Source organism: Ideonella sp. B508-1 (assembly GCF_000333615.1).
GTDB lineage: Bacteria > Pseudomonadota > Gammaproteobacteria > Burkholderiales > Burkholderiaceae_C > Ideonella.
Genome location: NZ_BADL01000617.1, coordinates 1 through 26032 on the forward strand (window position 1 = coordinate 1; position 26032 = coordinate 26032).

Sequence of the window (26032 nt, forward strand, 5' to 3'; positions counted from 1 at the left end):
CCGAGCTGATCAAGCGCATCGCCTTCCTGATGGCCTGATCGAAGACCCGACCGAGAAGAAGCAGGAGAAGACCGCGGAAGAGGAACTGGCCGAAGCCATCCTGCGCGCCCAGAAGAACCAGGGAGCCGCGCAATGACCGAGTTCCTGCACGCCAACATGGCCCCGGTGATGTTCGGGGGTCTGATCGTCTTCCTGCTGATCGGCTTCCCCGTCGCCTTCTCGCTGGCCGCGGCCGGCCTGATGTTCAGCTTCGTCGGCATCGAGTTCGGCATCCTGCCGCCGTCGCTGATGCAGGCCCTGCCGCTGCGCATCTTCGGCATCATGCAGAACGAGACGCTGCTGGCGATCCCGTTCTTCACCTTCATGGGCCTGATCCTGGAGCGATCCGGGATGGCCGAGGACCTGCTCGACACCATCGGTCAGCTCTTCGGCCCCATCCGCGGCGGCCTGGCCTTCGCGGTGATCCTGGTCGGCGCCATGCTGGCCGCCACCACCGGCGTGGTGGCCGCTTCGGTGATCTCGATGGGCCTGATCTCCCTGCCCATCATGCTGCGCTACGGCTATGACCGCCGCATCGCCTCGGGCGTCATCGCCGCCTCGGGCACGCTGGCCCAGATCATCCCGCCCTCGCTGGTGCTGATCATCATGGCCGACCAGTTGGGCCGCAGCGTCGGCGAGCTCTACAAGGGCGCCTTCATCCCCGGCTTCACGCTGACCGCGCTGTACGCCGGCTTCATCATCCTGATCGCCATCTTCCGCAAGCACTGGGTGCCCGCCCTGCCACCGGAAGCCCGCACCATCCGCGAGGACAACGGCTCCTCCGGCCTGCCCTCGCTGGGCCTGCTGGCCCTGCTCTCGGTCGGCGTGGCTGTCGCCTTCGCCAAGAGCCGCCCGGCAGAAACGCCCACCGACGAGCTGATCGTGGTGTCGATGTGCGTGGGCGTGGGCGTGGCCTTCGTGCTGTCGGTGATCAACAAGGTGTTCAAGCTGGGTCTGCTCTCGCGCATGGCCGAACGGGTCACCTTCGTGCTGATTCCGCCACTGGGCCTGATCTTCCTGGTGCTGGGCACCATCTTCCTGGGCGTGGCCACGCCCACCGAAGGTGGCGCCATGGGCGCGGTCGGCGCGCTGATCATGGCCCTGCTGCGCAAGCGCATCGACATGAAGCTGCTGCGCCAGGCCATGGACTCGACCATGAAGCTGTCCTGCTTCGTGCTGTTCATCCTGATGGGCTCAACGGTGTTCAGCCTCACCTTCCAGGGCGTGGACGGACCGAAGTGGGTCGAACACCTGCTGACCAGCCTGCCGGGCGGCCAGGTGGGCTTCCTGATCGTCGTGAACATCCTGGTGTTCGTGCTGGCCTTCTTCCTGGACTTCTTCGAGCTGTCCTTCATCGTCGTGCCGCTGCTGGGACCGGTGGCCGAGAAGCTGGGCATCGATCTGGTCTGGTTCGGCGTGCTGCTGGCGGTCAACATGCAGACCTCCTTCATGCACCCGCCCTTCGGCTTCGCGCTGTTCTTCCTGCGCAGCGTGGCGCCCAACAAGGAGTACAAGGACCGCTTGACCGGCAAGCCGACTGCCCCGGTGACCACCGGCCAGATCTACTGGGGCTCGGTCCCCTTCGTGATCATCCAGATCATCATGGTGGGCCTGATCATCGCCTTCCCGGGCCTGGTCTCCGGCGGCCTGGGGCCCAAGGAGAAGATCGACCTGGACAAGGTGCAGATCCAGATCCAGCCCGAGAACGACTACGGGAACAACAGCAACCAGGACGTCAACGCCCTGTTCGGACTGCCGCCTGCGGCCAGCGAAGCCGCCTCGGGGGCAGCCCCCTGACCGCGGTGTCGCAGACATCCCCAAGGCCTCCTCGGAGGCCTTTTTTCATGCCCTGATGCCCAGGTGGGTGGGGCCGCCTCGAGCGCCGCGCATGAAAAAGGCGCCCCGAAGGGCGCCTTTCGCGTTGCAGGAGCGAAGTCGCTCAGAGCTTCTGGGCCTGCATGAAATCGTCGAAGCTGGCCTCGGCGAAGCGGAACCACAGGTTCTGGTCGCGGCGGAAGGTGGCGAAATCCTCGTACACCTTCTTCCAGCGCGGGTTCTTGGCACTCAGCTCGCTGTAGAGCTCCATCGATTCCTTGAAGGCCAGTTCCATCACGTCCTTCGGGAAGCGGGCCAGCTTGGTGCCGGAGCCCACCAGCTGCTTCAGGGCACCCGGGTTGCGGGCGTCGTACTTGGCCTGCATGTCCACATGGGCCGCCGCCGACGCGGCGTCGACGATGGCCTTGTACTCGGCCGACAGGGCGGCGTAGGCCTTCTGGTTGACGAACAGGTCGATCTGCGGACCGCCTTCCCACCAGCCCGGGTAGTAGTAGTGCGGCGCCACCTTGTTGAAGCCCAGCTTCAGATCGTCGTAGGGGCCAATCCACTCGGCGGCGTCGATGGTGCCCTTTTCCAGCGCCTGGTAGATCTCACCGCCCGGGATGTTCTGCGGCACGCCGCCCATGCGCTCGATGACCTTGCCGGCAAAGCCGCCGACCCGGAACTTCAGGCCCTTGATGTCGGCCACCGACTTGATCTCCTTGCGGTACCAGCCGGCCATCTGGGCGCCGGTGTTGCCGCAGGGGAAGTTGATCATGTTGTAGCCGGCGTAGAACTCGCGCATCAGCTTCAGACCGTTGCCTTCGAACATCCAGGCGGTCATCTGGCGGGAGTTCAGGCCGAAGGGCACGGCCGCCCCCAGGGCGAAGGTCTCGTCCTTGCCGAAGAAGTAGTACGGCACGGTGTGGCAGGCCTCGACGGTGCCGTTCTGCACACCGTCCACCACACCGAAGGCAGGCATCAGCTCACCGGCAGCGTGCACGGTGACCTGGAACTTGCCGCCGGACATCTCGCCGACCTTCTTGGCGAAGACTTCGGCCGCACCGAAGATGGTGTCCAGCGACTTCGGGAAGCTGGAGGCGATGCGCCAGCGCACGGCGGCTTGGGCATGAACAATGGCCGGTGCAGCGCCGGCCGCCAGCACGCCAGCCAGGCCCGCGCCTCTCACAAACGAACGACGTTCCATCAGCAAGTCTCCTGTTGAATGTTGCCTGTAGTGGCACCCGATTCTCAGGGAGGCCTGCCCCATGCGGCAGCCGGGGTATTCCCCCCCATGGTGGAGGGGCATCCGTCAGCCTTTCGTCAGCTTCCGGCGACTTTCATGCGCTCCAGCAGCATGGAGCCCACGGTCTTGGAGCCCAGGGTGTAGGCGTCAGCGCCAACGGCCACCACGCCGCGCAACATCTCGCGCAGGTGGCCCGCAATGGTGATCTCGTGCACCGGGTAGGCGATGCGCCCATCCTCCACCCAGTAGCCCGAGGCACCGCGGGAATAGTCGCCGGTCACGTAGTTCACGCCCTGGCCCATCAGCTCGGTGACGAACAGGCCGCGGTGCAGCTTGCGCAGCATCTCTTCCAGGTGGTCGCCCGGTCGGGTCAGACGGCTGACCAGGCGCAGGTTCTGCGAGCCACCGGCATGACCGGTCGTGCGCATGCCTAGCTTGCGGGCGGAATAGCTCGACAGGAAGTAGCCCTGCACCACGCCGGCCTCCACCACGCGGCGTGCCCGGGTGCGCACGCCCTCGTCGTCAAAGGGCGCGCTGCCCTTGCCGCCGACGATGTGGGGGTCCTCCTGCACATCGATGTGATCGGCCCAGACGGACTGGCCCAGGCTGTCCTGCAGGAAGCTGGCCTTGCGGTACAGCGCGCCACCGCTGGTGCCCTGCACATAGGCGCCCAGCAGACCGGCGGCCACCGTGGATTCGAACAGCACCGGCACTTCGCAGGTGCCGATCTTGCGAGACTTCAGGCGCGACAGCGCGCGTTCAGCAGCATAGCGGCCCACCGCCTCGGGCGCGGCCAGGTCCAGCGCATTGCGCATGGAGCTGTACCAGTAGTCGCGTTGCATGTCGCGCCCCTTGCCGGCGATGGGTGACACGGACAGCGAATGGCGCGAACTGGCATAGCCGCCGCGAAAGCCCCGGCTGTTGCCGGCCCAGAAGTGCGACTGCTGGGCCGACACCGAGCCGCCTTCGGAATTGGTGATGCGCTTGTCCACACCCAGGGCCGCCGCCTCGGCGCGCCGCGCCAGCTCCGCGGCCTCCTCGGCCGTCACGTCCCAGGGGTGGAACAGGTCCAGGGGCAGCGCGGCCTCCTCGGCCGTGGCCAGGTCGGCCTCGTCGGGCAGGCCGGCGGCCGGGTCTTCGGCGGTGAAGCGGGCGATGTCGTAGGCCGCCCGCACCGTCTGCTCCAGCGCCTGCTGGGAAAAGTCGGACGTGCTGGCATTGCCGCGGCGCTGGCCCAGGTAGACCGACACGCCCACCGACTTGTCTCGGTTGCGCTCGACGTTCTCGACCTCGCCCTTGCGCACCGAGACGCTCAGGCCACTGCCCTCGGAGACTTCGACGCCGGCGTCCGAAGCCCCCAGCGCCTTGGCCATGGACAGCACGTCCTCGACGATCTGCTGGAACTGGTCACGGGAAAAGCCGAAGCCCTGGGTGGCGGATGAGGTCATGGACAGATGGAATGGGGAACGATTGGGGAACAGATGCGGGACAATCATAGCGATCCCCCGATCTCCGCCGATTCCACTCCCCCACATGCGCGCTGCTCCGTCCCGTTCCGCCCCCGCCGACTCTGCCGATGACTTCGACACCGACGGCCGGCCCAGCAAGTCCGCGCTCAAGCGCCAGATGCACGAGCTGCAGGCCCTGGGCCTGGCCCTGGCCGAGCTGCCCATCTCGCGCAGCAGCAAGCTGGATCTGCCCGAACAGCTGCGCGACGCGCTGAAGGAATACCACCGCACACGCTCCCACGAGGGCCGGCGGCGGCAACTGCAGTTCATCGGCAAGCTGATGCGCCAGATCGATCCCGAGCCGGTGCGCGAAGCCGTGGCGGCCTTCAAGCTCGGCAGCGCCGCCGAGACCCTGGCCCTGCACGAGATCGAGCGCTGGCGCGAAGAACTGATGGCCAGCGACGACGCCGTGACCCGTTGGATGGGCGAGCACCCGGAGACCGATGCCCAGCAGTTGCGCAACCTGCTGCGTTCCGCGCGCAAGGATGCCGGCAAGGCCAACCCCGCCGATGGCCTGGGTCAGCGCCACGGCCGCGCCTACCGCGATCTGTTTCAGCTGATCAAGTCGGCGCTGACCACCCCGGGCGCGGCATCGGCCGCCGATGAAGACGCCGACGACGAGGGCGACGATGAGTGAGGCCGCGGGCAGCGCCTTCGAGCCCGTGCGCATCGGCGTGGTGTCGGTCAGCGACCGCGCCTCCAGCGGCGTCTACGCGGACAAGGGCATCCCGGCCCTGCAAGATTGGCTGGGCCGCGCCCTGCACAACCCGATCAGCTGGGAGACCCGGCTGATTCCCGACGAGCAGGACACCATCAGCGCCGCACTGCGCGAGCTGGTCGACACAGCCGGCTGCCATCTGGTGCTCNACACCGGCGGCACCGGGCCGGGCCCACGCGACGTGACCCCCGAGCCACGCTGGCGGTGGCCGACCAGCTCATGCCCGTTTTCGGCGAGCAGATGCGAGCCATCAGCCTGAACTTCGTGCCCACGGCCATCCTCTCGCGCCAGGTGGCGGTGATCCGGGGTCAGGCCCTGATCATCAACCTGCCGGGCCAGCCCAAGTCCATCGCCGAGACGCTGCAGGGCCTGCCCCAGGCCAGTCCGCCAGTGCACGGCATCTTCGCCGCCGTGCCCTACTGCATCGACCTGATCGGCGGCCCCTATCTGGAAACCGACCCCGCCCTCTGCCAGGCCTTCCGTCCCAAATCCGCCCAACGCCCTGTCCGAGGCTGAAATCCATGCGCCTGTTGGCTCTTCGCCGTCTGCCCGGCCTGCTGGCCCTGTGCCTGCCCGCCCTGTCTTGCCTGCCCAGCCACGCCGGACCCGCTCCCGAGCCGATGCTGCGCTACACCGTGCAGCCCCAGGACACTCTGTGGTCCCTGAGCGCCCGCTGGTTCCAGCATCCTGCCAGCTGGCGCGAGGTGGCCCGCCTGAACCGGCTGTCCCAACCCAACCGGCTGAGCCCGGGGCAGACACTGAAGCTCCCGCTGCGCCTGCTCAAGCCCGAGAACGTGCCGGCGACGCTCAGCCTGGTGGAGGGCCAGGTCACGCTGGACGGCCAGCCGGCCCAGGCGGGCACCGCCGTCCAACCGGGCCAGCGCGTGCAGGCGGGTGCGGACAGTTCGGCCGTTCTGCGCCTGGGAGATGGCTCGCGCGCCAGCCTGCCGCCGCAAAGCGAGGTGGAGCTGGCCCAGCACCAGCGCTACGCCCTGAAGGCCGCTCAGCCCACCCAGGACGACGGGCTCTACGCCGCCACCCTGCGCCTGCTGCGCGGCACGCTGGAAGTGCTGGCCACCAAAGTCCAGCGGGCCAAGCCTCTGGAAGTGACCACCCCCACCGCGGTGATCGGCGTGCGAGGCACCCGCTACCGCGTGCACGCCGATGCCCAGCAGGCCCGCACCCAGACCGAGGTGCTGGAAGGTCGGGTCTGGGCCCAGAACCAGGCCCAGCCGCCCGCCACGGGCCTGCTGGACGCAGGCCAGGGTGCTGTGCTGAGCCAGGACCTGCCGGTGGTGGTGCAGCCACTGGCACCGGCCCCCGACCTCTCCAGCCTGCCCGACCGCTTCGAGCGGCCCCTGCTGCGCTTTGCCGTGCCGGGCCAGTCCGCCGAAGTCCGGGTGCAGATTGCCGCGGACGAGGGATTCCTGCGCATCGTGCGGGACCTGAGGTTGCCCGCGGGCAGTGAAGCGAAGGTCGCCGGCCTGGCCGACGGGGCCTGGTATCTGCGGGCCCGCCAGATCGCCGCCGATGGCTTGGAAGGCCTGGACGCGACGCACCCCTTCGTGCTCAAGGCACGCCCCGAGCCGCCGCCCAGCACCGCCCCGCGGCCCCAGGCCCGCCTGAGCGTAGGCAGCGTGGACTTCGCCTGGGCCCGCAACACCGAAGCCGCCCGCTACCACCTGCAGGTGGCCCGTGATGCCGGCTTCCAGCAGGTCGTGGCCCAGCAGGACGACCTGAGCGACAACACCAGCAGCCTGAAGCTGGACGCCCCGGGCCTCTACCACTGGCGCCTGTCGAGCGAGCGCGCCGACGGTGACCGCGGCCCCTGGGGCGATGCGCAGAGTTTCGAGCTGCGCCCCTTGCCCGAGCCGGCGCAGGTGCACACGGATGACGACGGTCAGATCCGACTCCACTGGGGCGCCCAGGCCGATGAGCGACAGCAGGTGCAACTGGCCCGTGACCCGGGCTTCAGCTCGGTGGTCACCAGTGCCGAACTCCATGGCGGCGAATGGACCCTGCCCAACCTGCCGGTGCCGGGCACCTACTACTTCCGCTACCGCTACCTGGATGACCAGGGCTTCGTCTCGCCCTGGACGGCCCCGCTGGGCGTGGACGTGCCGGTGGACTGGCACATGCTACTGCTGGGCGCGCCGCTGCTGTTCGCGCTCTGATGCTTCAGCCGCCCCCGGGGCGGCTGAGCCTCACTTGACCAGGCGGTTCAGCCGCTCGGCGTCGAACTGCTCGGTGGTGCGGGCTTCCTGCGGCACGCAGGTGTCGGCCGGCAGCTCGCGGGCCTGCATCGAGAGCTTCTCGATCGCCTGCCACAGCAGGGCGATCTGGTGCTCGTGCGAGGAGGCGTTGTCGATCAAGCCCTTCATGGCCTGGGCCACCGGGTCGTCGCCGCTGGTCAGGCCATAGGCCGAGAAACCCATGCGCGCGGCCGCAGCCTCGCGCTTGGCATCGGCCTCAGCCTGGATGATGCGGGCCGGGTTGCCCACGGCCGTCGCCCCGGCGGGCACCGGCTTGGTCACCACGGCCCCCGAGCCCACGCGGGCACCGGCGCCCACCGTGAAGCCGCCCAGCACCGCCGCGTTGGCGCCAACGATCACGCCGGCCTCCAGGGTCGGGTGGCGCTTGGCCCCCTTGACCAACGAGGTGCCGCCCAGGGTCACACCCTGGTAAATCGTGCAGTCGTCGCCGATCTCGGCCATCTCGCCGATGACGACGCCCATGCCGTGGTCGATGAAGACGCGGCGACCGATGGTGGCCCCCGGGTGGATCTCGATGCCGGTGGCCCAGCGGGCGATGTGCGAGATGAAGCGGCCCAGCCACTTGAAGCCGCGCTGCCAGCACCAGTGGCCCAGGCGCTGCATCCACAGCGCGTGCAGGCCGGGGTAACAGGTCAGCACCTCCCAGCGGCTGCGCGCAGCAGGGTCGCGCTCCAGAATGCAGGCGATGTCTTCGCGCAGGCGGGAGAACATGGCGGCTCCGTGGGTGGTTGATTCGGAAAACGAGAAAGCAAACTCAGTGTAGCCGGGCACCCCGGAACCCGACCGGGCTCAGGGCTCTTTGCCCTGTGCCGGGGAGAGCTTCTGCATGGCTCGGGCAATGCCGCGCAGGATGTGCACCTCCTCCTGGGTCAGCTGGGCCCGGTTGGCCAGTTGGTTCAGGCGCGGCAGCAGCTTCTTGGGTGCGGCAGGGTCCAGAAAACCGATGTCCACCAGGGCCGCCTGCCAGTGGGTCAACAGGCCCTGGATGGCCGCGCCATCGGCCCACTGCACCGGCGCCGTGCGCGGCGCCACAGTGAAGCCACCCAGGGCCTGGCGCCAGTCGTAGGCCAGCACCTGCACCGCCTGGGCCAGGTTGAGCGAGCCGTAGGACGGATCGGTGGGAATGGACAGGCAGGCGTGGCAGCGGTAGACGTCCTCGTTGCCCAGGCCGAAGCGCTCGCTGCCGAAGACGAAGGCCACCTGGTGGCCCTGCGGCGCGAGTTCGGCGAAATGGGCCCGTGGCGCATGCGTGGGCGGGCCGAAGTCGCGCGGGGTCATGGCCGTGGCACAGGCCCAGGTGATGCCGTCCAGCGCCTCGGCCAAGGTGGGCACGATGCGGGCTTGCGCCAACACATCGGTCGCGCCACTGGCCATGGCCACGGTGTCCTCGTGCTGCAGCACATCGGCAAAGCGCGGGGCCACCAGCACCAGGTCCGAGAAGCCCATCACCTTCATCGCGCGGGCGGCCGCCCCCACGTTGCCGGGATGGCTGGTGCGCACCAGCACGAAACGGGTGCCATCCGCCGGACGGCCGGCAGTTTCGTGATCTTGTGCCGCGGCACCGGAGGGGGAAGCCAGGGGATGGGACATTGCCAAACGGGCGCTGAGCGCTAGAATCAAAGGTTTTCCGCAGCCCGTATTGTCGCTTCGTCGCTGGCTGCGATGCTCTTTGTCCATCGCCAAGATCGCTCCACGAGCGCACCCGCCACGCGCTGCACTATCCTTGCAGATTGGCGTGCCCTCGTCCCCCAGCCCGGGAACCCAGGCCGCACGCCGCCCTCCCCTTCGCAGGTTGAACCATGACCCAGCAGACCCTCCACCCCATGCTCAACATCGCCGTGAAGGCCGCCCGTGCCGCCGGAGCGATCATCAACCGGGGATCGATGGACCTGGATCTGCTGAAGATCAACACCAAGAGCCCCAACGATTTCGTCACCGAGGTCGACCAGCTGGCCGAAGAGGCCATCATCGACACCATCCTGCAGGCCTATCCCAACCACGGGATCCTGGCCGAGGAGAGCGGCCGCGAGCGGGGCAACAAGAGCAGCGATTTCGTCTGGATCATCGACCCGCTCGATGGCACGACCAACTTCATCCACGGCTTCCCGGTCTACTGCGTGTCCATCGCGCTGACCTTCCGCGGCAAGGTGGAGCAGGCGGTGGTCTACGACCCCAACCGCAATGACCTGTTCGTGGCCTCGCGCGGCCGCGGTGCCTACCTGAACGACAAGCGCCTGCGCGTCTCGCGCCGCACCCGCCTGCAGGATTGCCTGATCGGCACCGGCTTCCCCTTCCGCCGCGGCGACAACTTCCAGCGCTACATGAAGATGTTCGAGACGCTGATGCCGCTGTGCGCCGGCCTGCGTCGCCCGGGCTCCGCCGCGCTGGACCTGTGCTACGTGGCCGCGGGCTACTACGACGCCTTCTTCGAGACCGGCCTGAGCCCCTGGGACATCGCCGCAGGCTCGCTGATCGTCACCGAGGCCGGCGGCCTGGTGGGCAACTTCACCGGTGAGCCCGACTTCATGAACCAGCGCGAGATCCTGGCCGGCGCGCCCAAGATCTACGGCCAGCTGGTGCCGCTGCTGAGCCCCTTCACCCGGGTGATCCAGGAGGAGGCCGCGCCCGCCGAAGCCGAGGCCCCCGCCGAGGAAGCGGCCGCCGAAGACACCCCCAAGGTCCGCAAGCCGCTGCGCCTGCGCAAGAAGGCCGCGGAGGGCGACGACGCGGCCCCGGCCACCGGCCCCGCCGAAGACGCCCCTTTCTGATCCCCGCGGCCTGGCGCGGCCTCAGTCAGCCCCCGGGCGTGTAGAGCACGGCCCGCGGCGGGCGGCACAGGCCCCACAGACGCACACCGGCGGCCTGCGCCGCCTGCACGCCCAGGGCCGTGGGGGCGGACACCGTGGCCAGCGCCTGCAGCCCCACCCGGGCACACTTGGCCACCAGCTCGTGGCTGGCGCGGCTGGACATCAGCACCAGCCCCGGCGCGCCCAGCTGCCCCTGGCGGGCGAGCACACCGATCAGCTTGTCCAGTGCGTTGTGACGGCCCACATCCTCTTGGGCCCAGCGCAGTTCACCATCCAGGTCGGCCCAGGCCGCCACATGCACGGCGCCCGCCCGGGCGTTGAGCGGCTGGAAGGCCGGCAGCCGGGGCATCACCCGGGCCAGCAGCGCAGCGTCGACGCGCGCCAGCCAATCGGCAGCCGGCAAGGTCGGCGGCAACAGCTCCAGGGCCTGCAGGCTCTCGATGCCACAGACGCCACAACCAGTCCGTCCGGCCAAGGTGCGTCGGCGCTGCTTGAGGCCCTCCAGCCGGCGCGGCGACAGCTCGATGTGCACCTCCCAGGCTGGCGGACTCCCGGGCACCTGGCAGGCGGCGGGCCGGACCTCGACATCCCGCAGTTCCTCGGCCGAAGCCACGATGCCCTCGCTGAGCGCGAAGCCCAGGGCGAAGTCCTCCAGATCCAGCGGCGAGGCCATCATCACCGCATGCGAGATGCCGTTAAACACCAGGGCCACCGGCACCTCGTCGGCCAGCCAGTCGTCGGCCCCCGCCAGCGATGCGCCATCCACGCTGCGCTGCACCGACATGCGAACCAGCCCCGCCGGTGCGGCGGGGTCGACGACGGAAGACGGCTCCTCAGGATGGGCAAGCGACCGGGGCATGGTGGGCCGGATTATCGGCGGCGCTCACCGGCCCTGCTGGCTCACATGAAATTGCGCGTGTGCAGCGCCGCCAGCCGCGCGGCCTGCTCGGGCGGGAAGCCCAGGCGCACCAGCTTGGCATGGCGCCCATCGGCCATGTCGCGCATGAGCTGCTGGACCTGGGCATAGCCGTGGGCCACCTGGGCGGGTGACAGCCCTCCGGCCGCGATCAGGACCAGGGCGTCGAACACCTCCTCGTTGAGTCCGGAGGTGCCGGCCAGCGCATCGAAGCGCTGCTCCACCGCGGCCGCCAGACGGTGGCGGAAGTCCGGCTCCTGCTGCAGCCGGTACAGCAGATGCGACATGCCCAGCGCCACATGACGGGCCTCGTCACGCGCGGCCAGGCGGGCGATCTGGCGGGTCAGCGGATCGGGCGCCTGGGCCTGCAGGAACTGCAGCAGGTTGACGAAGGTGCCCTCGCCCAGCACCGACAACAGAAAGCTCGCGACCGAGAAATCCGGTTCGTCCAGCAGGCTCTTGAGCGAGGCCTGCCCTCCCGCGGTCGACAGTGCCGGGCTCGAGCCGCCATGGCGGATGCGTCGGGTGAACACCTCGATGTGGCGGGCCTCGTCGCAGACCTGCATGGCCAACGCAGCCTGCATCTCACGAAAGTGCGGATGGAGTTGACCGAGAAAACGCGCGGGCACCAGCAGGGCCGCGTTCTCGTTCTCGATCATGTAGGTCATGAGCTGCACGATGGCCTGTTCCACCGGGGCAGGCAGGTCCACGGGTTGCGACCAGTCGATGGCCTCGTCCGGGTTCCATTGGGCGGCCACGGCCTGGGCGTAGAGATCGGCCGCGCTGTCGCTCCAGGCCTCGTCCTTGTGCACCAGGCGAAAGTGCTGGACGGGTGCCCCGGCCTCCACCGTGGCGCCACGGGCCGCCAGCCCCCAGTGGGGCAAGGCCGCCTGCGCCACCGCCCCGGGCTGACGCGGGTCGATCGCCCCGGTGGGCTCGGCGCCGCGCCAGCGGCCGCTCTGCAAGCCGCCGCGGCTCACCCGCGCCACGCCGTGGGCGTCAGCCGGCCGCTCGCAGCCATGGCCCTGGCTGCGGCACCAATCGGCCAGTTGGACGGCCCAGCCCGGGGCCGTGCCCCGGACCTCGAGCACACCGCCCACCGGCAGCGCGGCCAGGGCCTGCTTGACCAGCAGATGCGCCCCGGCATCGAAGCCGAGCGACTCAATATCGATATGCGGGCTCGGTGATGCAGCCTTGGTCGTCATAGAAATGCTCATCGCTCACCGCCCGCTCCAGCAGGGCATAGCCCGTGCTGCGGCCCGGCTGCCAGGCCTTGAGGCCCTCGAGTTCCAGCAGCGGCCGCACCGCGGGGTCGTTCCAGTCCATCGCCAGCAGGATCTCGCCGAAGCGGCGGGCCACCTCGTCCGGCACCCCAGGGCTGACGGTCATGTTGCAGTGGTCGAACAGGCCGGTGGTGGCGACGATGCGGCTGCCCCCCGCCGGCAGCGTGCCCTCGTGCGCGAACGCACGGTGGTTGCCGGCGATCATCCAGGCCGCGTCGATCTCGCCCTTCATCAGCGCCAGCGCCGCATCGCGCTCGCCACCGATGTGGTCGCCGTGCTTGCCTCCCAGCACGTCGAAGCGCCGGGCGGTGTAGTCACGCCCGGCCACCAGATCGGCTTGGTGCCGCAGATGGTCCAGCGGGATCAGCGTGGCCTGGGGCGAGTCGATCGCCCCGAAGCCGATGGTCTTGCCCCGCAGGTCGGCCAGGGACTGGACGGGGCTGCCGCTGCGCACCACCAGCACCGACGCCAGGTCGATGTCGCTGTCGCGCATGGCCAGGGCCTGCACCTGCAGGCCCCTGGCGCGCGCCATGCGCTCGGCCCGCACCCAGGCCAGCGGGGAATTCCAGGCGAAGGCGATGTCGCCCTTGAACTGGGCTTCCACCTGGGTCTCGTAGTTCGAATAGAGCAGGTAGTCGAAGGCCAGGCCGCGCTCGGCGAAGTGGGCCTTGAAGCCCTCCCAGATGGTGACCACCTTGGGCGCGTAGGCCACGGCCCCCAGCATCCACGTGTGTGCTTGCGTCATGTCGAAAATCCTCTCGTTCAGGCCAGCGGCAGGCCGCACAGGGCCCGGCCGATGAAGTCGTACAGCACGTCCGAGGTCGGTGCCATGACCGAGGCCGCACGGGCATCCCGGAACAGGCGCTCGATGCCCACGTCCTTGCGGAAGGCCGCGCCACCGCCGATGCGCATCGCGGTATCGGTCACCTCCAGCGCGGCCTCGGCGGCGGCGGCCTTGACCTCCAGCACACGCAGCATCGCATCGGGTCGGCCAGCGGCCAGGGCCGCCAGCGTGTCATCGCGCAGCAGCCGGGCCTGGTCGACACGGATGCGTGCCCGGGCCAGGTAGGCGCGGATGGTGGGCAGATCGGCCAGGGCGCTGTCGCTCTCGGCAAAACGGGTCCGCGTCAGGTGGGGCGTGACGCGGGCCAGCACCCCTTCCATCAGGCCGATGGAGGCCGAGGCGATCAGGTTGGCGAAGACCGGCAGTTCCTCGCCGTTCATGATGTCGGCGCCCGCGCCATCGGCCCCCAGCATGGCGTCCTCGCCCACCAGCACGCCCTGCGCGGTCACCGGTGCCGAGGCATTGCCGCGCAGACCCAGGCCGTCATAGCGCGCCGGGATGCTCAGGCCTTCGGTCCGGCTGCCCACCAGCCACAAGGTGCTGGCCCCTTCGGCGGCGACGGGGCGCGACGACCAGACATAGGAATCGGCCTCGCCGGCCGAGGTGACCATGCTCTTCTGACCATCCAGCAGGTAGCCGCCGGACACGCGCCGGGCCGTGCCCACCGGGGCCCAGAAGTGGCTGCGGGAGCCGGTCTCGGACCAGGCCAGGGTAGACACGTGGCGGCCCGCCGCGATCTCGCGGCGCACCGCCTCGGGACCGTGCTTCTCGATGAGGACCGTGGCGGCATAGTGCATGCACACCACCATGGCGGTGGACGGGCAGTCCTTCGCGATGCGTTCGACCACCGCGGCGGCCTCGGCCAGGCCACCGCCCAGGCCACCCACGTCCTTCGCGCTGACCAGGCCCAGCAGGCCGGATGCGCCGAGGGCCTGCAGAGCGGCACGTGGGAAGCGGCCCTCTCGGTCCGTCTCCAGCGCCGCGGGGGCCATGGTGTTCTGGACGATGGGTTCGAGGAGGGCGAGGTGGCTCATGGGGTGCGACTCCGGCTGAGCCGCTGACAGGCCATGCCGGCACACGCCTCAGCCCGTGCCGCGGCCCCCGCGGCAACCTCCGAGTGCAGACCTGCAACACGTCCTGCCTGGCGGCGGGTGAAGGACACCGGCGCAAGAGGCCGGCTCCAGGTTCGATCGATTATTGCACCCGCCCCCCGTGAAGCAGTCGTGACGGACCGCGAGGGCGGAAGGCAGCCGGAGTCGAACCGACCAGGGAGCGGCTGACGCCCCCTACCGGGTTTGAAGCCCGGGCGCACCACCGGATGCGATTGCCTTCCAGAACACCACGCCCCTCAAGGGGACGGCGCGGATTGTAGGGGGGCCTCGGCCGCCCGTTCGGACTGGGGCCACCCCGGCTCGGCCCGCAGGACATGGCTGTCCTGAACGCGCCGGGTATAGCCCACCCGATCGAAGAATTCCAGCACCTGGATGGCCCGTTTGCGACCCAGGCCGGTGTGGTCCCGGAACACACGGGCCTCCACCTGGCCACGGGGACCGCGGGCCGCCAGCAGGCCCAGCAGGCCCGACAGCAGCTGCACCTGCGAGGCGGCATAGAACAGGTCCTTCACCACCTGGAACAGCTGCCCCTGCCGGGCCAGCTTGCGCAGGAGCTGGCGCACCACCTCCTCCGGCGCACCGGCGCGCCCGGCCAGGTCGCGCACCCAGGGCGGGTCGAAGCCGCCCTCCTCCACCCAGGGCAGCAGGCGTTCGGCCAGCGCCCGCTCGCCCTCGCTCAGGCGCACCTCGTGCCCGGGCAGGTGCAGCCAGGCGCCACTGGACGCGATGGCGCCGTCGCGCAGCAGCGCCTCGAGCAGGGCGCGCCACAGGGCATCGTGCTGCGGTTGGGCCTGGCCCGGCAGGGCCATGCGGCGCAGCCGGGCGGCGTTCACCCCCGGTTCGTCGGGCGTGCGCTCGTGGAAACGCGCCAGTGCCGCGAGCACCTGTTCGCGCCAGCGCTGCCAGACAGCCTCGGTCAGCAGCAGCGCGTCCTCCGGCCCGCTGGGCAAGGGCACCAGCCCGGCGTCGGCCAGGGCCAGCGCCTCGGGCGGGCGGCCCATCAGCAGGGCCAGGCGGCTGCGCAGCAGGCCGGTGGGCGACTGCGCCACCAGATCGGCCAGCGGGCCACCGGCCAGCGCTGCCTCCAGCGCATCCAGGTAGGCCCAGCGCTCGGGGCTGCGGCGCTTGCGCTCGGGGGCGAAGGGGTCGATCACCGCCCCGCCGCCGATGGTGCGGCTGGCCTGGGCGTTGCGCAGGATGAAGCGGTCGCCCGGCAGCACGAAGACCGGCTGTTCCAGGACCAGTTGCACCCGGGCGGTCTGGCCGGGCGCCAGCGCGGCATCGTCCAGCAGGGCCACATGGGCCGTCTGGTGGCTGGTGCCCACATGCACATGCACGGGGGCCCACTGGGCCAGGGCCGGGGCATCCGGCAGCAGCTGCAGGCGCACGTCCATGCGGATGCTGGCCTGCAGGGCCCGCGGGTCGGCGATCCAGTCGCCGCGGCGGATCGCATCGCGCTCGATGCCGGCCAGGTTCAGCGCGCAGCGCTGCCCCGCCACACCGTGGTCTGTCGCCTGGTTCTGGGCATGGATGGAGCGCACCCGCACCTTCTGGCCGCTGGCGGAATGGGCCACCGTGTCGCCCACCGCCACCTGGCCACCGAAGACCGTGCCGGTGACCACGGTGCCCTGCCCGGCCAGCGTGAACACGCGGTCCACCGCCAGGCGAAAAAGACCATCCTGGCGGCGCTGGGCATGGTGCTCGGCCAGGGTCCACAGATGGGCCCGCAGCGCCGCCACGCCAGGGTCGCCATCGGCCGTGGCGGCCGTCTCGAACACGGGGCCGGCGGCCAGCGGCGTGCCGGCCAGCAGCGCCGCCAGTTCGGCCCGCACCTCGGCCACGCGGGCCGCTTCGGTGCGGTCCACCTTGGTCAGGGCCACCGTGCCTTCGCGCACGCCCAGCAGGCCCAGGATGGCCAGGTGCTCGCGGGTCTGCGGCATCACGCCGTCGTCGGCCGCCACCACCAGCAGGGCATGGTCCACGCCGACGGCGCCGGCCGCCATGGTGTGGACGAACTTCTCGTGGCCGGGCACGTCGATGAAGCCCAGCACCTCACCGCTGGCCAGCGGCGCATAGGCATAGCCCAGCTCGATGGAGATGCCGCGCGCCTTCTCTTCCTTCAAGCGATCGGTGTCCACGCCGGTGAGCGCACGCACCAGCGTGGTCTTGCCGTGGTCGATGTGGCCGGCGGTGCCGATGATCATCGCGTGCGGTCCTCCGCCAGGGCCTGCTGGAGGGCGCCGAACTGGGCGGCGAAGGCGGCCTCGTCACGCTCATCCAGGCAGCGCAGGTCCAGCCACAGGGCGTTGTCGCCGATGCGGCCGATCACCGGCCGCGCCAGGCCACGCCAGGCGGCTTCCAGGCGCGAGAGGGCCCGGCCGGCCCGTTTGGCTTCCGCAGGTTCGATGCGCAGGCCCGCGCTGGGCAGGGTGTTGACCGGCAGTGCCCCGCTGCCGATCTGGCTGAACATGGGCGCCAGGGACACCTGATAGGCGCCGCCCAGCGCGGCCTGCAGCGGCGCCAGCAGGCGCTGGGCCTGGGCCTGCATGGCCGCCTGCGGGCGGGTGAACAGGCGCAGGGCCGGCAGGCGCTCGGCCAGGAATTCCGGCGCCTGGTACAGGCGCAGCACCGGCTCCAGCGCGGCCAGGGTGAGCTTGCCCACCCGCAGCGCGCGCTTGAGCGGGTTCTTCTTGATCTTGGCGATCAGGTCCTTGCGGCCGACGATCAGGCCGGCCTGCGGGCCGCCCAGCAGCTTGTCGCCGCTGAAGCTCACCACGTCGGCCCCGGCGGTCACCACATCGCGCACCGTGGGCTCGTGCGGCAGGCCCCAGTCGGCCAGGTCGATCAGGGTGCCGCTGCCCAGGTCCACCGCCAGCGGCAGGCCCTGGACGTGGGCGATGCGGGCAACCTCGCTCTCGGCCACGCTGGCGGTGAAGCCGGTGACCGCGTAATTGCTGCAGTGCACCTTCATCAGCAGCCCGGTCTTGGGCGTGATGGCGCCTTCGTAGTCGCGGGCATGGGTGCGGTTGGTGGTGCCCACCTCCACCAGCCTGGCGCCGGCACGGGCCATGATGTCGGGGATGCGGAAGGCCCCGCCGATCTCCACCAGTTCGCCGCGGGAGACGATGACCTCCTTGCGCGCGGCCAGGGCGTTGAGCATCAACAGCACCGCGGCGGCGTTGTTGTTGACCACGGTGGCGGCTTCGGCCCCGGTCAGCTCGCACAGCAGGTCGTTGACCAGGTCGTCGCGGTCGCCGCGGCCACCCGTGGCCAGGTCGTACTCCAGGTTGGCCGGGCTGGTCAGGGCCTGCACCACGGCCTGCACGGCCTCGTCGGGCAGCAGGGCCCGGCCCAGGTTGGTGTGCAGCACGGTGCCGGTGAGGTTGAACACCGCCCGCAGGCGCGGCGCCCGCTGACGCTGCAGCTCGGCCTCGACAGCGCGCGCCAGGGCCTCGGGCGCGGCCATCTCGGCGGCCAGCGACTCCCCGGCGCGCAGGCGGCTGCGCAGGGCCTCCAGCTGTTGCCGCACCGCGGCGGTGACCCCACTGAGCCCGTGCGCGCCCAGCGCCGGCTGGAAGGCGGCGCTGGCCAGCAGCTTGTCCACGGCCGGCAGCTGGGCCGGGGAACTCAGCGCCGCAGCGGCGTCCAGGGCGGGGTTGGCGCTCATGCGTCCTGTGTCTCCAGGGCTTCACCCGAGGGCTCGTCCGAGGCCAGCGCCAGCAGCGGGTTGCCGCTGGCCCGGCCGTAGGCGGTGTCTGCCATCAGCAGGTCCAGGGTCAGGCTGGCCAGATCGTCGGCCAGGGGCTCGACCAGCGGGTCCTTCTCCTGGTTCACTGCTTGCGGTAAGTGTGGCAGGTGTCGCAGGTCTCGGCCAGCACGGCCGGGTCGCCGCCCTCGATGCCCTGGTAGCGCACGCCTTTGGTCGATTCGCAATGGCTGCACTTGACCCGCACCATGTGCCATTCGGTGGCGCACAGGCCGCAATGCAGGTAGCGATGACCGCCGGCCTCGCCGCCGATGCGCAGCACGCTGACCACGGGGGCACTGCCGCACACCGGGCAGATGGACGCCGGATCCACATAGGCGATGCGCTGGGTGTCCAGGCGGCTGGCGATGTCGGCATAGACGACCTGCAGCGCCGCCATCACCAGCGGCTGAGCCGCCAGTTCGGCCGGCGTGGCCTGCTCGCCCAGGAAGGCCTGGGCCAGCGCCTCCAGCTCGGCGTCACCGCGCGCTGCCAGGGCCTGGGCGTTCTGGCGCAGGGCCTGCGGCAGGTCCTGCAGGGCCAGCACGCCGGCCAGCAGCTGCCGCAGCACGCCCAGCCAGGCCGGGTCGGGCCGCAGCGGCGCGGGCAGCACGGGCATGCCGTGGTCCAGCGATTGGGCGATCACCGCCTCGGGCACCGGCTGGGTGGCCACGGTGGCGGCGGCCTGCGCCTGGAGATCGACCAGATGAGCCAGGAAGCGCAGGTAATCGGCAATCGGATGGCCGTCGGCCTTCTGGCGCAGGCGCGCCGCCCGCTCGGTGAACAGCACGGCCGGCTGCGGCAGGCGCACCCGCGGGAACTCGATGCGGTCCAGCGATTCGATCTCGCCGGGTTGAAGAATGCGTTGCACGCCCAACTCCAATCAGAAAGAAACAGGCCGCCGGTGCTGGACAGCAGCCGGCGGCCGGGATGGGATGAAGCCGGTCAGCTCTTGTCGCCCGTCATCTGGCGGTACCAGCCACGGTGGTGCTGCTTGGCCCAGGCGCGGGTGACCGTGCCGTAGAGCATGGCCCGGATGGTGCCACGGGTCCAGATGGCCGCGTAGACGTGCATGATGATCAGGCCGATCATCCACACCGCCCCGACCGCGTGCAGCAGCGAGGCCAGACGCACCGCCGTGACCGGCGGGGTCCACCAGGCGCGCCACATCAGCAGGCCGGAGAGGAACAGGATGGCCATGCCGATCACCAGGCCCCAGAACAGGACCTTTTGACCGCCGTTGTACTTGCCCTGCTCGGGCATGTCGTGGTCATTGCCGTCCACCATCTTGCGCACATTGCGCAGCCATTCCTTGTCGCGCGGCTCGATGACGTTGAGCTTCCAGAAGCGCCCGGCCATCACCACGAAGAACAGCATCATCACCACCCCGATGTAGGGGTGGAGGATGCGGGTCCAGGGGCCGCCCCCGAAGAGCTGGGTGAGCGGGAAGAAGGCCGGGTGGAAGAAGGCCAGGCCCGACAGCGCCAGCAGGATGAAGCAGATGCCCACCACCCAGTGGTTGGCCCGCTCCGAGGCGTTGTAGCGCTGCAGGTCACGAGGATTGCGTCTCATCGCTGTGACTCCTTCTCCAGGGCTTCCTGGTCCTTGCGCTCCATTTCATCCTCCAGTTCCTTGGACACCTCGTTGGGGCCCTTGGTGATGAAGTGGAACAGCCCGCCCAGGGCGGCCGCGCCCAGGGCCACCATCGCCAGCGGCTTGGTGATGCCCTTCCAGACGCTGACCATGGGGCTGATCTTGGGCTCGTCGGGCAGACCGTGGTAGAGCGACGGCGTGTCCGCGTGGTGCAGCACGTACATGACGTGCGTGCCGCCCACGCCGGCCGGGTCGTACAGGCCCGCCTTCTCGAAGCCGCGCTCCTTCAGGTCGGCGATGCGCTCCTCGGCCTGGTCCTTCATGGCCTGCTTGGTGCCGAACATGATGGCCCCGGTCGGGCAGGTCTTCACGCAGGCCGGTTCCTGGCCCACCGCCACGCGGTCCGAGCACAGCGTGCACTTGTACGCCTTCTTGTCCTTTTGCGAGATGCGCGGGACGTTGAAGGGGCAGCCGGTGACGCAGTAGCCGCAGCCGATGCAGTTTTCCTCGTGGAAGTCGACGATGCCGTTGGTGTACTGGATGATGGCGCCCGGCGAGGGGCAGGCCTTCAGGCAACCCGGATCGGCGCAGTGCATGCAGCCGTCCTTGCGGATCAGCCACTCGAAATTGCCGGTGCTCGGGTTGTCGTACTCCGTGAAGCGCATCACCGTCCAGGCATTGGCGGTGAGGTCCGCAGGGTTGTCATAGACCCCCACGTTCTCGCCGGGCTCCTGGCGCAGATCGTTCCACTCCATGCAGGCGGTCTGGCAGGCCTTGCAGCCGATGCACTTGGACACGTCGATGAGCTTGGCGACCTCGCCCGAAGCCGGGGTGCGCGCGCTGGGCGACGGCGTGGTCGTGGCCGAGCGCTGCTTGATGTCGAGAGATTGCAGTGACATGGCGCTCTACCTCAGACTTTCTCGACCTTGACCAGGAAGGTCTTGAACTCGGGGGTGTTGGTGTTGCCATCCCCCACGAAGGGCGTGAGCGTGTTGGCCAGGAAACCCGGCTTGGTCACGCCCTTGAAGCCCCAGTGGATGGGAATGCCCACGTGGTGCACCGGCTTGCCCTCGATGGTCATCGGCTTGATCCGCTTGGTCACCACCGCACGGGCCTTGATGTAGCCTCGCTTGGACGAGACCTTCACCATGTCCCCGGCCTCGATGCTCAGGCTCTTGGCCAGGGCCTCGCCGATTTCCACGAACTGCTCCGGCTGGGTGATGGCGTTGAGCAGCGCGTGCTTGGTCCAGTAGTGGAAGTGCTCGGTCAGGCGGTAGGTCGTGCCCACGTGCGGGAACTCGTCGGCCTTGCCGAAGGTGTCCCAGATCGGCTTGAACACCCGCGCCGCCGGCGAATTGGTCGCCTTCGGGTTCTTCGGGTGCATCGGGTTGTAGCCCAGCGGGGTGTCGAAGGGCTCGTAGTGCTCGGGGAACGGACCTTCGGCCATGCCCTTCTTGGCGAAGAAGCGGGCCACGCCCTCGGGGTTCATGATGAACGGGCCGGCACCGGTTTCCGGCGCCAGCGTGGGCGCCATGTCGGGCACGTCCGCACCGCCCCAGGCCGTGCCGTTCCAGCCGATGAGCTTGCGCTTCGGATTGAAGGGCTTGCCGTTGACGTCGCAAGAGGCACGGTTGTAGAGCACGCGGCGGTTGGCCGGCCAGGCCCAGGCCCAGTTCAGCGTGTTGCCGATGCCTGTCGGGTCGGCATTGTCCCGGCGCGCCATCATGTTGCCCGCCGTCGTCCAGGCCCCGGCAAAGATCCAGCAACCCCCGATCGTGGAACCATCGTCGCGCATCTCGCCGAAGCCGGCCAGTTGCTCACCCGCCTTGCGGACCACCTTGGTCGGGTCCTTGGGGTCCATCAGGTCGACCAGCGCGCGGCCGTTGTACTCCTTGGCCACCTCTTCCGGGGTGGGCTCCTCGGCTTGCGCGTAGGGCCACCACAGCTTGGTGATCGGGTCGGGGAACTTGCCGCCGTCCTTGGTGTACATCTCGCGCAGACGCAGGTGCAGGTCCGACATGATGTGGATGTCGGTGCGCGCCTCACCCGGGGGCTCGGCGGCCTTCCAGTGCCACTGCAGCACACGCGAGGAGCTGACGATCGAGCCCTCTTCCTCGGCGAAGCAGGTCGTGGGCAGGCGGAACACCGTCGTCTGGATCTGGGAGGCGTCCACGTCGTTGTACTCGCCGTGGTTCTTCCAGAACTCCGAGGTCTCGGTGGCCAGCGGGTCCATCACGACCAGGAACTTCAGCTTGGACAGACCCTCGCGCACGCGGTCCTTGTTGGACAGCGACGCCAGCGGGTTGAAACCCTGCGCCAGATAGCCATTGACCTTGCCCTGGTGCATCAGTTCGAAGATCTGCAGCATGTCGTACTGCTTGTCGAACTTGGGCAGGAAGTCGTAGGCCCAGTTGTTCTCGGCCGTGGCGGCCGGACCGTACCAGGCCTTCATCAGGCTGACGTGGAACTTCGGGTAGTTCTGCCAGTAGCTCATCTGACCCGGACGCAGCGGCTTCTGCGTGCGGGCGTCGATGTACTTCTGGTACTCCTGCTCGGCCTGACTGGGCAGCGACAGGTAGCCCGGCAGGCTGGTGGACAGCAGACCCAGGTCGGTCAGACCCTGGATGTTGGAGTGCCCGCGCAGCGCGTTCATGCCGCCACCGGCCACACCGATGTTGCCCAGCAGCAGTTGCACCATCGCCCCGGTGCGCAGGATCTGCGCCCCGATCGAGTGCTGCGTCCAGCCCAGCGCGTACATGATGGTCATGGCGCGGCCGGGCACGGCGGTGCTGGCCATCTTCTCACACACGTGCAGGAACTTGTCCTTGGGCGTGCCGCAGATGCTCTCGACCTTCTCGGGCGTGTAGCGGCTGTAGTGCTTCTTCAGCAGCTGGTAGACGCAGCGCGGGTGCTGCAGCGTCGGGTCGGTCTTGACGAAGCCGTCCGCGCCGAGCTCATAGTCCCAGCTGGTCTTGTCGTAGCTGCGCTTTTCCTCGTTGTAGCCCGAGTAGATGCCGTCCTCGAACGCGAAGTCCTCGCGCACGATGAAGCTCATGTCGGTGTAGTTGACGACGTACTCGCGGTGGATCTTGTCGTTCGTCAGCAGGTAGTTGATCACCCCGCCCAGGAAGGCGATGTCGCTGCCCGACCGGATGGGGGCATAGAAATCAGCGACCGAAGCCGAGCGGTTGAAGCGCGGATCGACCACCATGAAGTACGCCTTGTTGTGCGCCTTCGCTTCGGTGACCCACTTGAACCCGCAGGGGTGGGCTTCGGCGGCATTGCCGCCCATGATGAGGATGACGTCCGCATTCTTGATGTCGACCCAATGGTTCGTCATCGCTCCACGGCCAAACGTCGGGGCAAGACCTGCCACCGTCGGGCCGTGTCAGACACGGGCTTGGTTGTCGAATGCGAGCAGGCCCCAGGAACGGGCCACTTTGTGGGTGATGTAACCGGCCTCGTTGCTGGACGCCGAGGCTGCCAGCATGCCGGTGGTGAGCCAGCGGTTGACCGTCAGGCCATCGTCGGTCTTCTCGACGAAGTTGGCGTCGCGGTCTTCCTTCATGAGCTTGGCGATGCGGCCCATGGCCTCATCCCAGGACACGCGCTTCCACTCGTTGCTGCCCGGCTCGCGCACCTCGGGGTACTGCAAGCGGCTGGGGCTGTTGACGATGTCCAGCAGGCTGGCGCCCTTGGGGCACAGCGTGCCGCGGTTCACCGGATGGTCCGGATCGCCTTCGACGTGGATGACCGCGCGCTTGGCGTTCTTTGCGCCGTCGCCCAGCGAATACATGAGGATGCCGCAGCCGACCGAGCAGTACGTGCAGGTCTGGCGCGTGACCGTGGTCGCGGCGAGTTTGTACTGGCGAACTTCGGCCAGGGCGGAGGTGGGCGAAAAGCCCATCAACGCCAGGCTGGAGCCCGCCAGACTTGAGCCAGTCACTTTCATGAACTGGCGCCTGGAGAGTTGCACCATGGGGCCCTCGTGATCAACATCAAGAATGGTGCGATCCATTCTAGGTTTCGGGGGAACCCTGGGAAGGCAGTGACCCTACGTGGTAATACGTAGAAAAGGGGCATTGTGTGGAACAAACCTCGAAAGCGAGGCCGCGCCCGGGCCTGTGCGAAGATGCCGGGTTCCCTGAGAGAACCGCCCGCTCCGTCCCATGAGCTCCTCCCTCCCTCCGCCCGACAGCCCCGAGCTGACCGCCTTACTCGACGGCCACACGCCGATGATGGCCCAGTACCTGCGGCTCAAGGCGGGCCATCCGGACACGCTGCTGTTCTACCGGATGGGGGACTTTTACGAGCTGTTCTACGACGATGCCCGCAAGGCGCGCCGCCTGCTGGACATCACGCTGACCACCCGTGGCCAGAGCGCTGGCGAGCCGGTGGTGATGGCCGGCGTGCCGGTGCACGCAGTGGAGAACTACCTGGCCCGGCTGCTCAAAATGGGCGAGTCCGTGGCGGTGGCCGAGCAGATCGGCGACCCGGCCACCAGCAAGGGGCCGGTCGAGCGCAAGGTGGTGCGGGTCGTCACCCCCGGCACCGTGACGGACAGCGAGCTGCTGAACGACCGGGCCGACACCCTGCTGCTCGCGGTTTCCCGGCAGCGCGCCACCTGGGGCCTGGCCTGGCTGGGCGTGGCCAGCGGGCAGCTGGGTCTGGCCGAGTGCGGAGAACGCGAGCTGGGCAGCTGGCTGGCCCGTCTGGCGCCGGCCGAGCTGCTGGTGGACCGGGACGAGTTGCCCCCGGCCCTGCTGCAGTGCCGCGCCGCCCGCACCCGGCGCCCGGCCTGGCAATTCGACAGTGGCCTGGGTCTGCGCAAGCTGTGCGAACAACTCAAGGTCGCCAGCCTGGCCGGCTTCAACGCCCAGGAGCTGGGCAGCGCCCATGCCGCCGCTGCCGCGCTGCTGAGCTATGCCGAACACACCCAGGGCCGCGCCCTGGCCCACGTCAACACCCTGACGGTGGAGCGCAGCAGCGAGCTGATCGAGCTGCCACCCACCACCCACCGCAACCTGGAGCTGACCGAGACGCTGCGCGGCGAGGCCTCGCCGACGCTGCTCTCGCTGATCGACACCTGCCGCACCGGCATGGGCAGCCGGGCCCTGCGCCACTGGCTGACCCACCCGCTGCGCGACCGGGCCCAGGCCCTGGCCCGGCACGGCGCCATCGCCCAGATGCTGGCCGACGGGGTGGAGCCGCTGCGCGAGCTGCTGCGCGGCGTCAGCGATGTGGAGCGCATCTCGGCCCGCATCGCGCTGCGCCAGGTGCGGCCGCGCGAGCTGTCCGGTCTGCGCCAGACCCTGGCCGAGCTGCCGCGGCTGCGCGCCGTGGCCCCGCGCGGCAGCGCCCTGCTGGACAGCCTGCACGCCGAGCTGGCCCCGCCGCCGGCCGTGGGCGAGCTGCTGGCCCGCGCCATCGCCGCCGAACCGGCGGTGCTGCTGCGCGACGGCGGCGTCATCGCCACCGGCTTCGACGCCGAGCTGGACGAGCTGCGCGCCATCGGCCAGAACTGTGACGACTTCCTGCTGGCCCTGGAGGCCCGCGAGCGCGAGCGCACCGGCATCACCAACCTGCGGGTGCAGTTCAACAAGGTGCACGGCTTCTACATCGAGGTCACCAGCTCCGGCCGCGACAAGGTGCCGGCCGACTACCAGCGCCGCCAGACACTGAAGAACGCCGAGCGCTTCATCACCCCCGAGCTGAAGGCCTTCGAGGACAAGGCCCTGTCGGCCCAGGACCGGGCCCTGGCCCGCGAGAAGTGGCTGTTCGAGCTGCTGCTCGACGAGCTGCAGGGCTTCCTCGGGCCGCTGACCGCGCTGGGCCGGGCCCTGGCCGCGCTGGACGCCCTGGCCGCGCTGACCGAGCGCGCCGCCACGCTGGACTGGTGCGCGCCCGAGTTCGTCAACCCCCCCTGCATCGAGATCCAGGCTGGCCGCCACCCGGTGGTGCAGGCCCGCTTGGCCGAGACAGGCGCAGGCGACTTCATCGCCAACGACTGCCGGCTGGATGCCCGCACCCGGCTGCAGATCATCACCGGCCCCAACATGGGCGGCAAGAGCACCTACATGCGCCAAGTGGCGCTGATCGTGCTGCTGGCCTCCATGGGCTCCTACGGCCGGCG

At 69.5% G+C, this 26032-nt stretch carries 18 protein-coding genes, 1 tRNA gene and 3 pseudogenes; 7 read left to right on the top strand and 15 right to left on the bottom strand.

Going from position 1 to position 26032, the window contains the following annotated elements; all coding sequences use genetic code 11:
- Both I73_RS32905 and I73_RS24360 read left to right on the top strand, forming a co-directional pair.
- Positions 1-136: pseudogene (locus tag I73_RS32905) on the top strand (sugar transporter); the annotation flags it as partial.
- A complete protein-coding gene (locus I73_RS24360; protein ID WP_022983012.1) occupies positions 133-1836 on the top strand; it encodes a TRAP transporter large permease subunit in 1704 nt (567 codons plus the stop codon). The pseudogene I73_RS32905 and the gene I73_RS24360, both read left to right, overlap by 4 nt.
- Before the next feature lie 142 nt (positions 1837-1978).
- Here I73_RS24360 and I73_RS24365 read toward each other — a convergent pair whose 3' ends face one another.
- Complete coding sequence (locus I73_RS24365) at positions 1979-3061, bottom strand: TRAP transporter substrate-binding protein (RefSeq protein WP_022983013.1); 1083 nt, start codon at positions 3059-3061, stop codon at positions 1979-1981.
- A gap of 116 nt (positions 3062-3177) precedes the next feature.
- Positions 3178-4548, bottom strand: a complete 1371-nt coding sequence (gene pmbA, locus I73_RS24370; RefSeq protein WP_026097166.1) for a metalloprotease PmbA — start codon at positions 4546-4548, stop codon at positions 3178-3180.
- A gap of 85 nt (positions 4549-4633) precedes the next feature.
- On the opposite strand from pmbA, the gene yjgA reads away from it, so the two are divergent.
- From yjgA to I73_RS24385, 3 genes and pseudogenes are all read left to right on the top strand, one after another.
- Complete coding sequence (yjgA, locus tag I73_RS30400) at positions 4634-5245, top strand: ribosome biogenesis factor YjgA (protein WP_022983015.1); 612 nt, start codon at positions 4634-4636, stop codon at positions 5243-5245.
- Positions 5238-5842 (top strand): annotated as a pseudogene (gene mog, locus I73_RS30405) (molybdopterin adenylyltransferase). The gene yjgA and the pseudogene mog overlap by 8 nt, the downstream one beginning before the upstream one ends.
- 5 nt (positions 5843-5847) lie before the next feature.
- Positions 5848-7500 (top strand): FecR domain-containing protein, encoded by a 1653-nt coding sequence (locus I73_RS24385; RefSeq protein ID WP_022983016.1) that lies wholly within the window; start codon positions 5848-5850, stop codon positions 7498-7500.
- A gap of 30 nt (positions 7501-7530) precedes the next feature.
- On the opposite strand, the gene cysE is transcribed toward I73_RS24385, so the two are convergent.
- Positions 7531-8310, bottom strand: a complete 780-nt coding sequence (gene cysE / locus I73_RS24390) for a serine O-acetyltransferase (RefSeq protein WP_022983017.1) — start codon at positions 8308-8310, stop codon at positions 7531-7533.
- A gap of 78 nt (positions 8311-8388) precedes the next feature.
- Positions 8389-9189, bottom strand: coding sequence for an RNA methyltransferase (locus I73_RS24395; protein ID WP_022983018.1), 801 nt, complete (start codon positions 9187-9189; stop codon positions 8389-8391).
- 209 nt (positions 9190-9398) lie between these two features.
- On the opposite strand from I73_RS24395, the gene I73_RS30410 reads away from it, so the two are divergent.
- On the top strand, positions 9399-10367 hold the full coding sequence (locus I73_RS30410) for an inositol monophosphatase family protein (protein ID WP_022983019.1): 969 nt from the start codon (positions 9399-9401) through the stop codon (positions 10365-10367).
- A gap of 25 nt (positions 10368-10392) precedes the next feature.
- Here I73_RS30410 and fdhD read toward each other — a convergent pair whose 3' ends face one another.
- From fdhD to fdnG, 11 genes and pseudogenes are all read right to left on the bottom strand, one after another.
- Positions 10393-11265: a formate dehydrogenase accessory sulfurtransferase FdhD gene (gene fdhD, locus I73_RS30415; protein WP_040501490.1), complete on the bottom strand. Its 873-nt coding sequence runs from the start codon at positions 11263-11265 to the stop codon at positions 10393-10395.
- A 41-nt stretch (positions 11266-11306) separates the two neighbouring features.
- A complete protein-coding gene (locus I73_RS24410) occupies positions 11307-12527 on the bottom strand; it encodes a diiron oxygenase (protein WP_022983021.1) in 1221 nt (406 codons plus the stop codon).
- Positions 12484-13350 (bottom strand): phosphate/phosphite/phosphonate ABC transporter substrate-binding protein, encoded by an 867-nt coding sequence (locus I73_RS24415; RefSeq protein WP_234409605.1) that lies wholly within the window; start codon positions 13348-13350, stop codon positions 12484-12486. Before I73_RS24415 ends, I73_RS24410 begins: the two co-directional genes overlap by 44 nt.
- A gap of 17 nt (positions 13351-13367) precedes the next feature.
- Positions 13368-14483, bottom strand: a complete 1116-nt coding sequence (locus tag I73_RS24420; RefSeq protein ID WP_022983023.1) for an acyl-CoA dehydrogenase family protein — start codon at positions 14481-14483, stop codon at positions 13368-13370.
- 206 nt (positions 14484-14689) lie between these two features.
- Positions 14690-14782, bottom strand: a tRNA-Sec gene (locus tag I73_RS32910).
- A gap of 15 nt (positions 14783-14797) precedes the next feature.
- On the bottom strand, positions 14798-16765 hold the full coding sequence (gene selB, locus I73_RS30420; protein ID WP_022983024.1) for a selenocysteine-specific translation elongation factor: 1968 nt from the start codon (positions 16763-16765) through the stop codon (positions 14798-14800).
- Positions 16762-18228 (bottom strand): L-seryl-tRNA(Sec) selenium transferase, encoded by a 1467-nt coding sequence (gene selA, locus I73_RS24430; RefSeq protein WP_022983025.1) that lies wholly within the window; start codon positions 18226-18228, stop codon positions 16762-16764. The genes selB and selA overlap by 4 nt, the downstream gene beginning before the upstream one ends.
- Positions 18225-19177: pseudogene (gene fdhE / locus I73_RS30425) on the bottom strand (formate dehydrogenase accessory protein FdhE). The gene selA and the pseudogene fdhE overlap by 4 nt, the downstream one beginning before the upstream one ends.
- Before the next feature lie 74 nt (positions 19178-19251).
- Positions 19252-19878, bottom strand: coding sequence for a formate dehydrogenase subunit gamma (locus I73_RS24440; protein ID WP_022983026.1), 627 nt, complete (start codon positions 19876-19878; stop codon positions 19252-19254).
- The gene (fdxH, locus tag I73_RS24445; protein ID WP_022983027.1) at positions 19875-20798 is read right to left on the bottom strand and encodes a formate dehydrogenase subunit beta; all 924 of its coding nucleotides are present in this window, start codon (positions 20796-20798) and stop codon (positions 19875-19877) included. Before fdxH ends, I73_RS24440 begins: the two co-directional genes overlap by 4 nt.
- An 11-nt stretch (positions 20799-20809) precedes the next feature.
- Entirely contained in the window at positions 20810-23878 is a 3069-nt protein-coding gene (fdnG, locus tag I73_RS24450; RefSeq protein WP_083877069.1) for a formate dehydrogenase-N subunit alpha, read from the bottom strand.
- 190 nt (positions 23879-24068) lie between these two features.
- Here fdnG and mutS point away from each other — a divergent pair.
- The coding region (gene mutS, locus I73_RS31185) for a DNA mismatch repair protein MutS (protein WP_234409606.1) at positions 24069-26032 on the top strand (1964 nt) is incomplete at its 3' end.

Excerpts from the sequence above, each read along its gene's own strand:
- I73_RS24360 (WP_022983012.1), top strand. The coding sequence starts at position 133 with ATGACCGAGTTCCTGCACGCCAACATGGCCCCGGTGATGTTCGGGGGT.
- I73_RS24365 (WP_022983013.1), bottom strand. The coding sequence starts at position 3,061 with ATGGAACGTCGTTCGTTTGTGAGAGGCGCGGGCCTGGCTGGCGTGCTG.
- pmbA (WP_026097166.1), bottom strand. The coding sequence starts at position 4,548 with ATGACCTCATCCGCCACCCAGGGCTTCGGCTTTTCCCGTGACCAGTTC.
- yjgA (WP_022983015.1), top strand. The coding sequence starts at position 4,634 with ATGCGCGCTGCTCCGTCCCGTTCCGCCCCCGCCGACTCTGCCGATGAC.
- I73_RS24385 (WP_022983016.1), top strand. The coding sequence starts at position 5,848 with ATGCGCCTGTTGGCTCTTCGCCGTCTGCCCGGCCTGCTGGCCCTGTGC.
- cysE (WP_022983017.1), bottom strand. The coding sequence starts at position 8,310 with ATGTTCTCCCGCCTGCGCGAAGACATCGCCTGCATTCTGGAGCGCGAC.
- I73_RS24395 (WP_022983018.1), bottom strand. The coding sequence starts at position 9,189 with ATGTCCCATCCCCTGGCTTCCCCCTCCGGTGCCGCGGCACAAGATCAC.
- I73_RS30410 (WP_022983019.1), top strand. The coding sequence starts at position 9,399 with ATGACCCAGCAGACCCTCCACCCCATGCTCAACATCGCCGTGAAGGCC.
- fdhD (WP_040501490.1), bottom strand. The coding sequence starts at position 11,265 with ATGCCCCGGTCGCTTGCCCATCCTGAGGAGCCGTCTTCCGTCGTCGAC.
- I73_RS24410 (WP_022983021.1), bottom strand. The coding sequence starts at position 12,527 with ATGACGACCAAGGCTGCATCACCGAGCCCGCATATCGATATTGAGTCG.
- I73_RS24415 (WP_234409605.1), bottom strand. The coding sequence starts at position 13,350 with ATGACGCAAGCACACACGTGGATGCTGGGGGCCGTGGCCTACGCGCCC.
- I73_RS24420 (WP_022983023.1), bottom strand. The coding sequence starts at position 14,483 with ATGAGCCACCTCGCCCTCCTCGAACCCATCGTCCAGAACACCATGGCC.
- selB (WP_022983024.1), bottom strand. The coding sequence starts at position 16,765 with ATGATCATCGGCACCGCCGGCCACATCGACCACGGCAAGACCACGCTG.
- selA (WP_022983025.1), bottom strand. The coding sequence starts at position 18,228 with ATGAGCGCCAACCCCGCCCTGGACGCCGCTGCGGCGCTGAGTTCCCCG.
- I73_RS24440 (WP_022983026.1), bottom strand. The coding sequence starts at position 19,878 with ATGAGACGCAATCCTCGTGACCTGCAGCGCTACAACGCCTCGGAGCGG.
- fdxH (WP_022983027.1), bottom strand. The coding sequence starts at position 20,798 with ATGTCACTGCAATCTCTCGACATCAAGCAGCGCTCGGCCACGACCACG.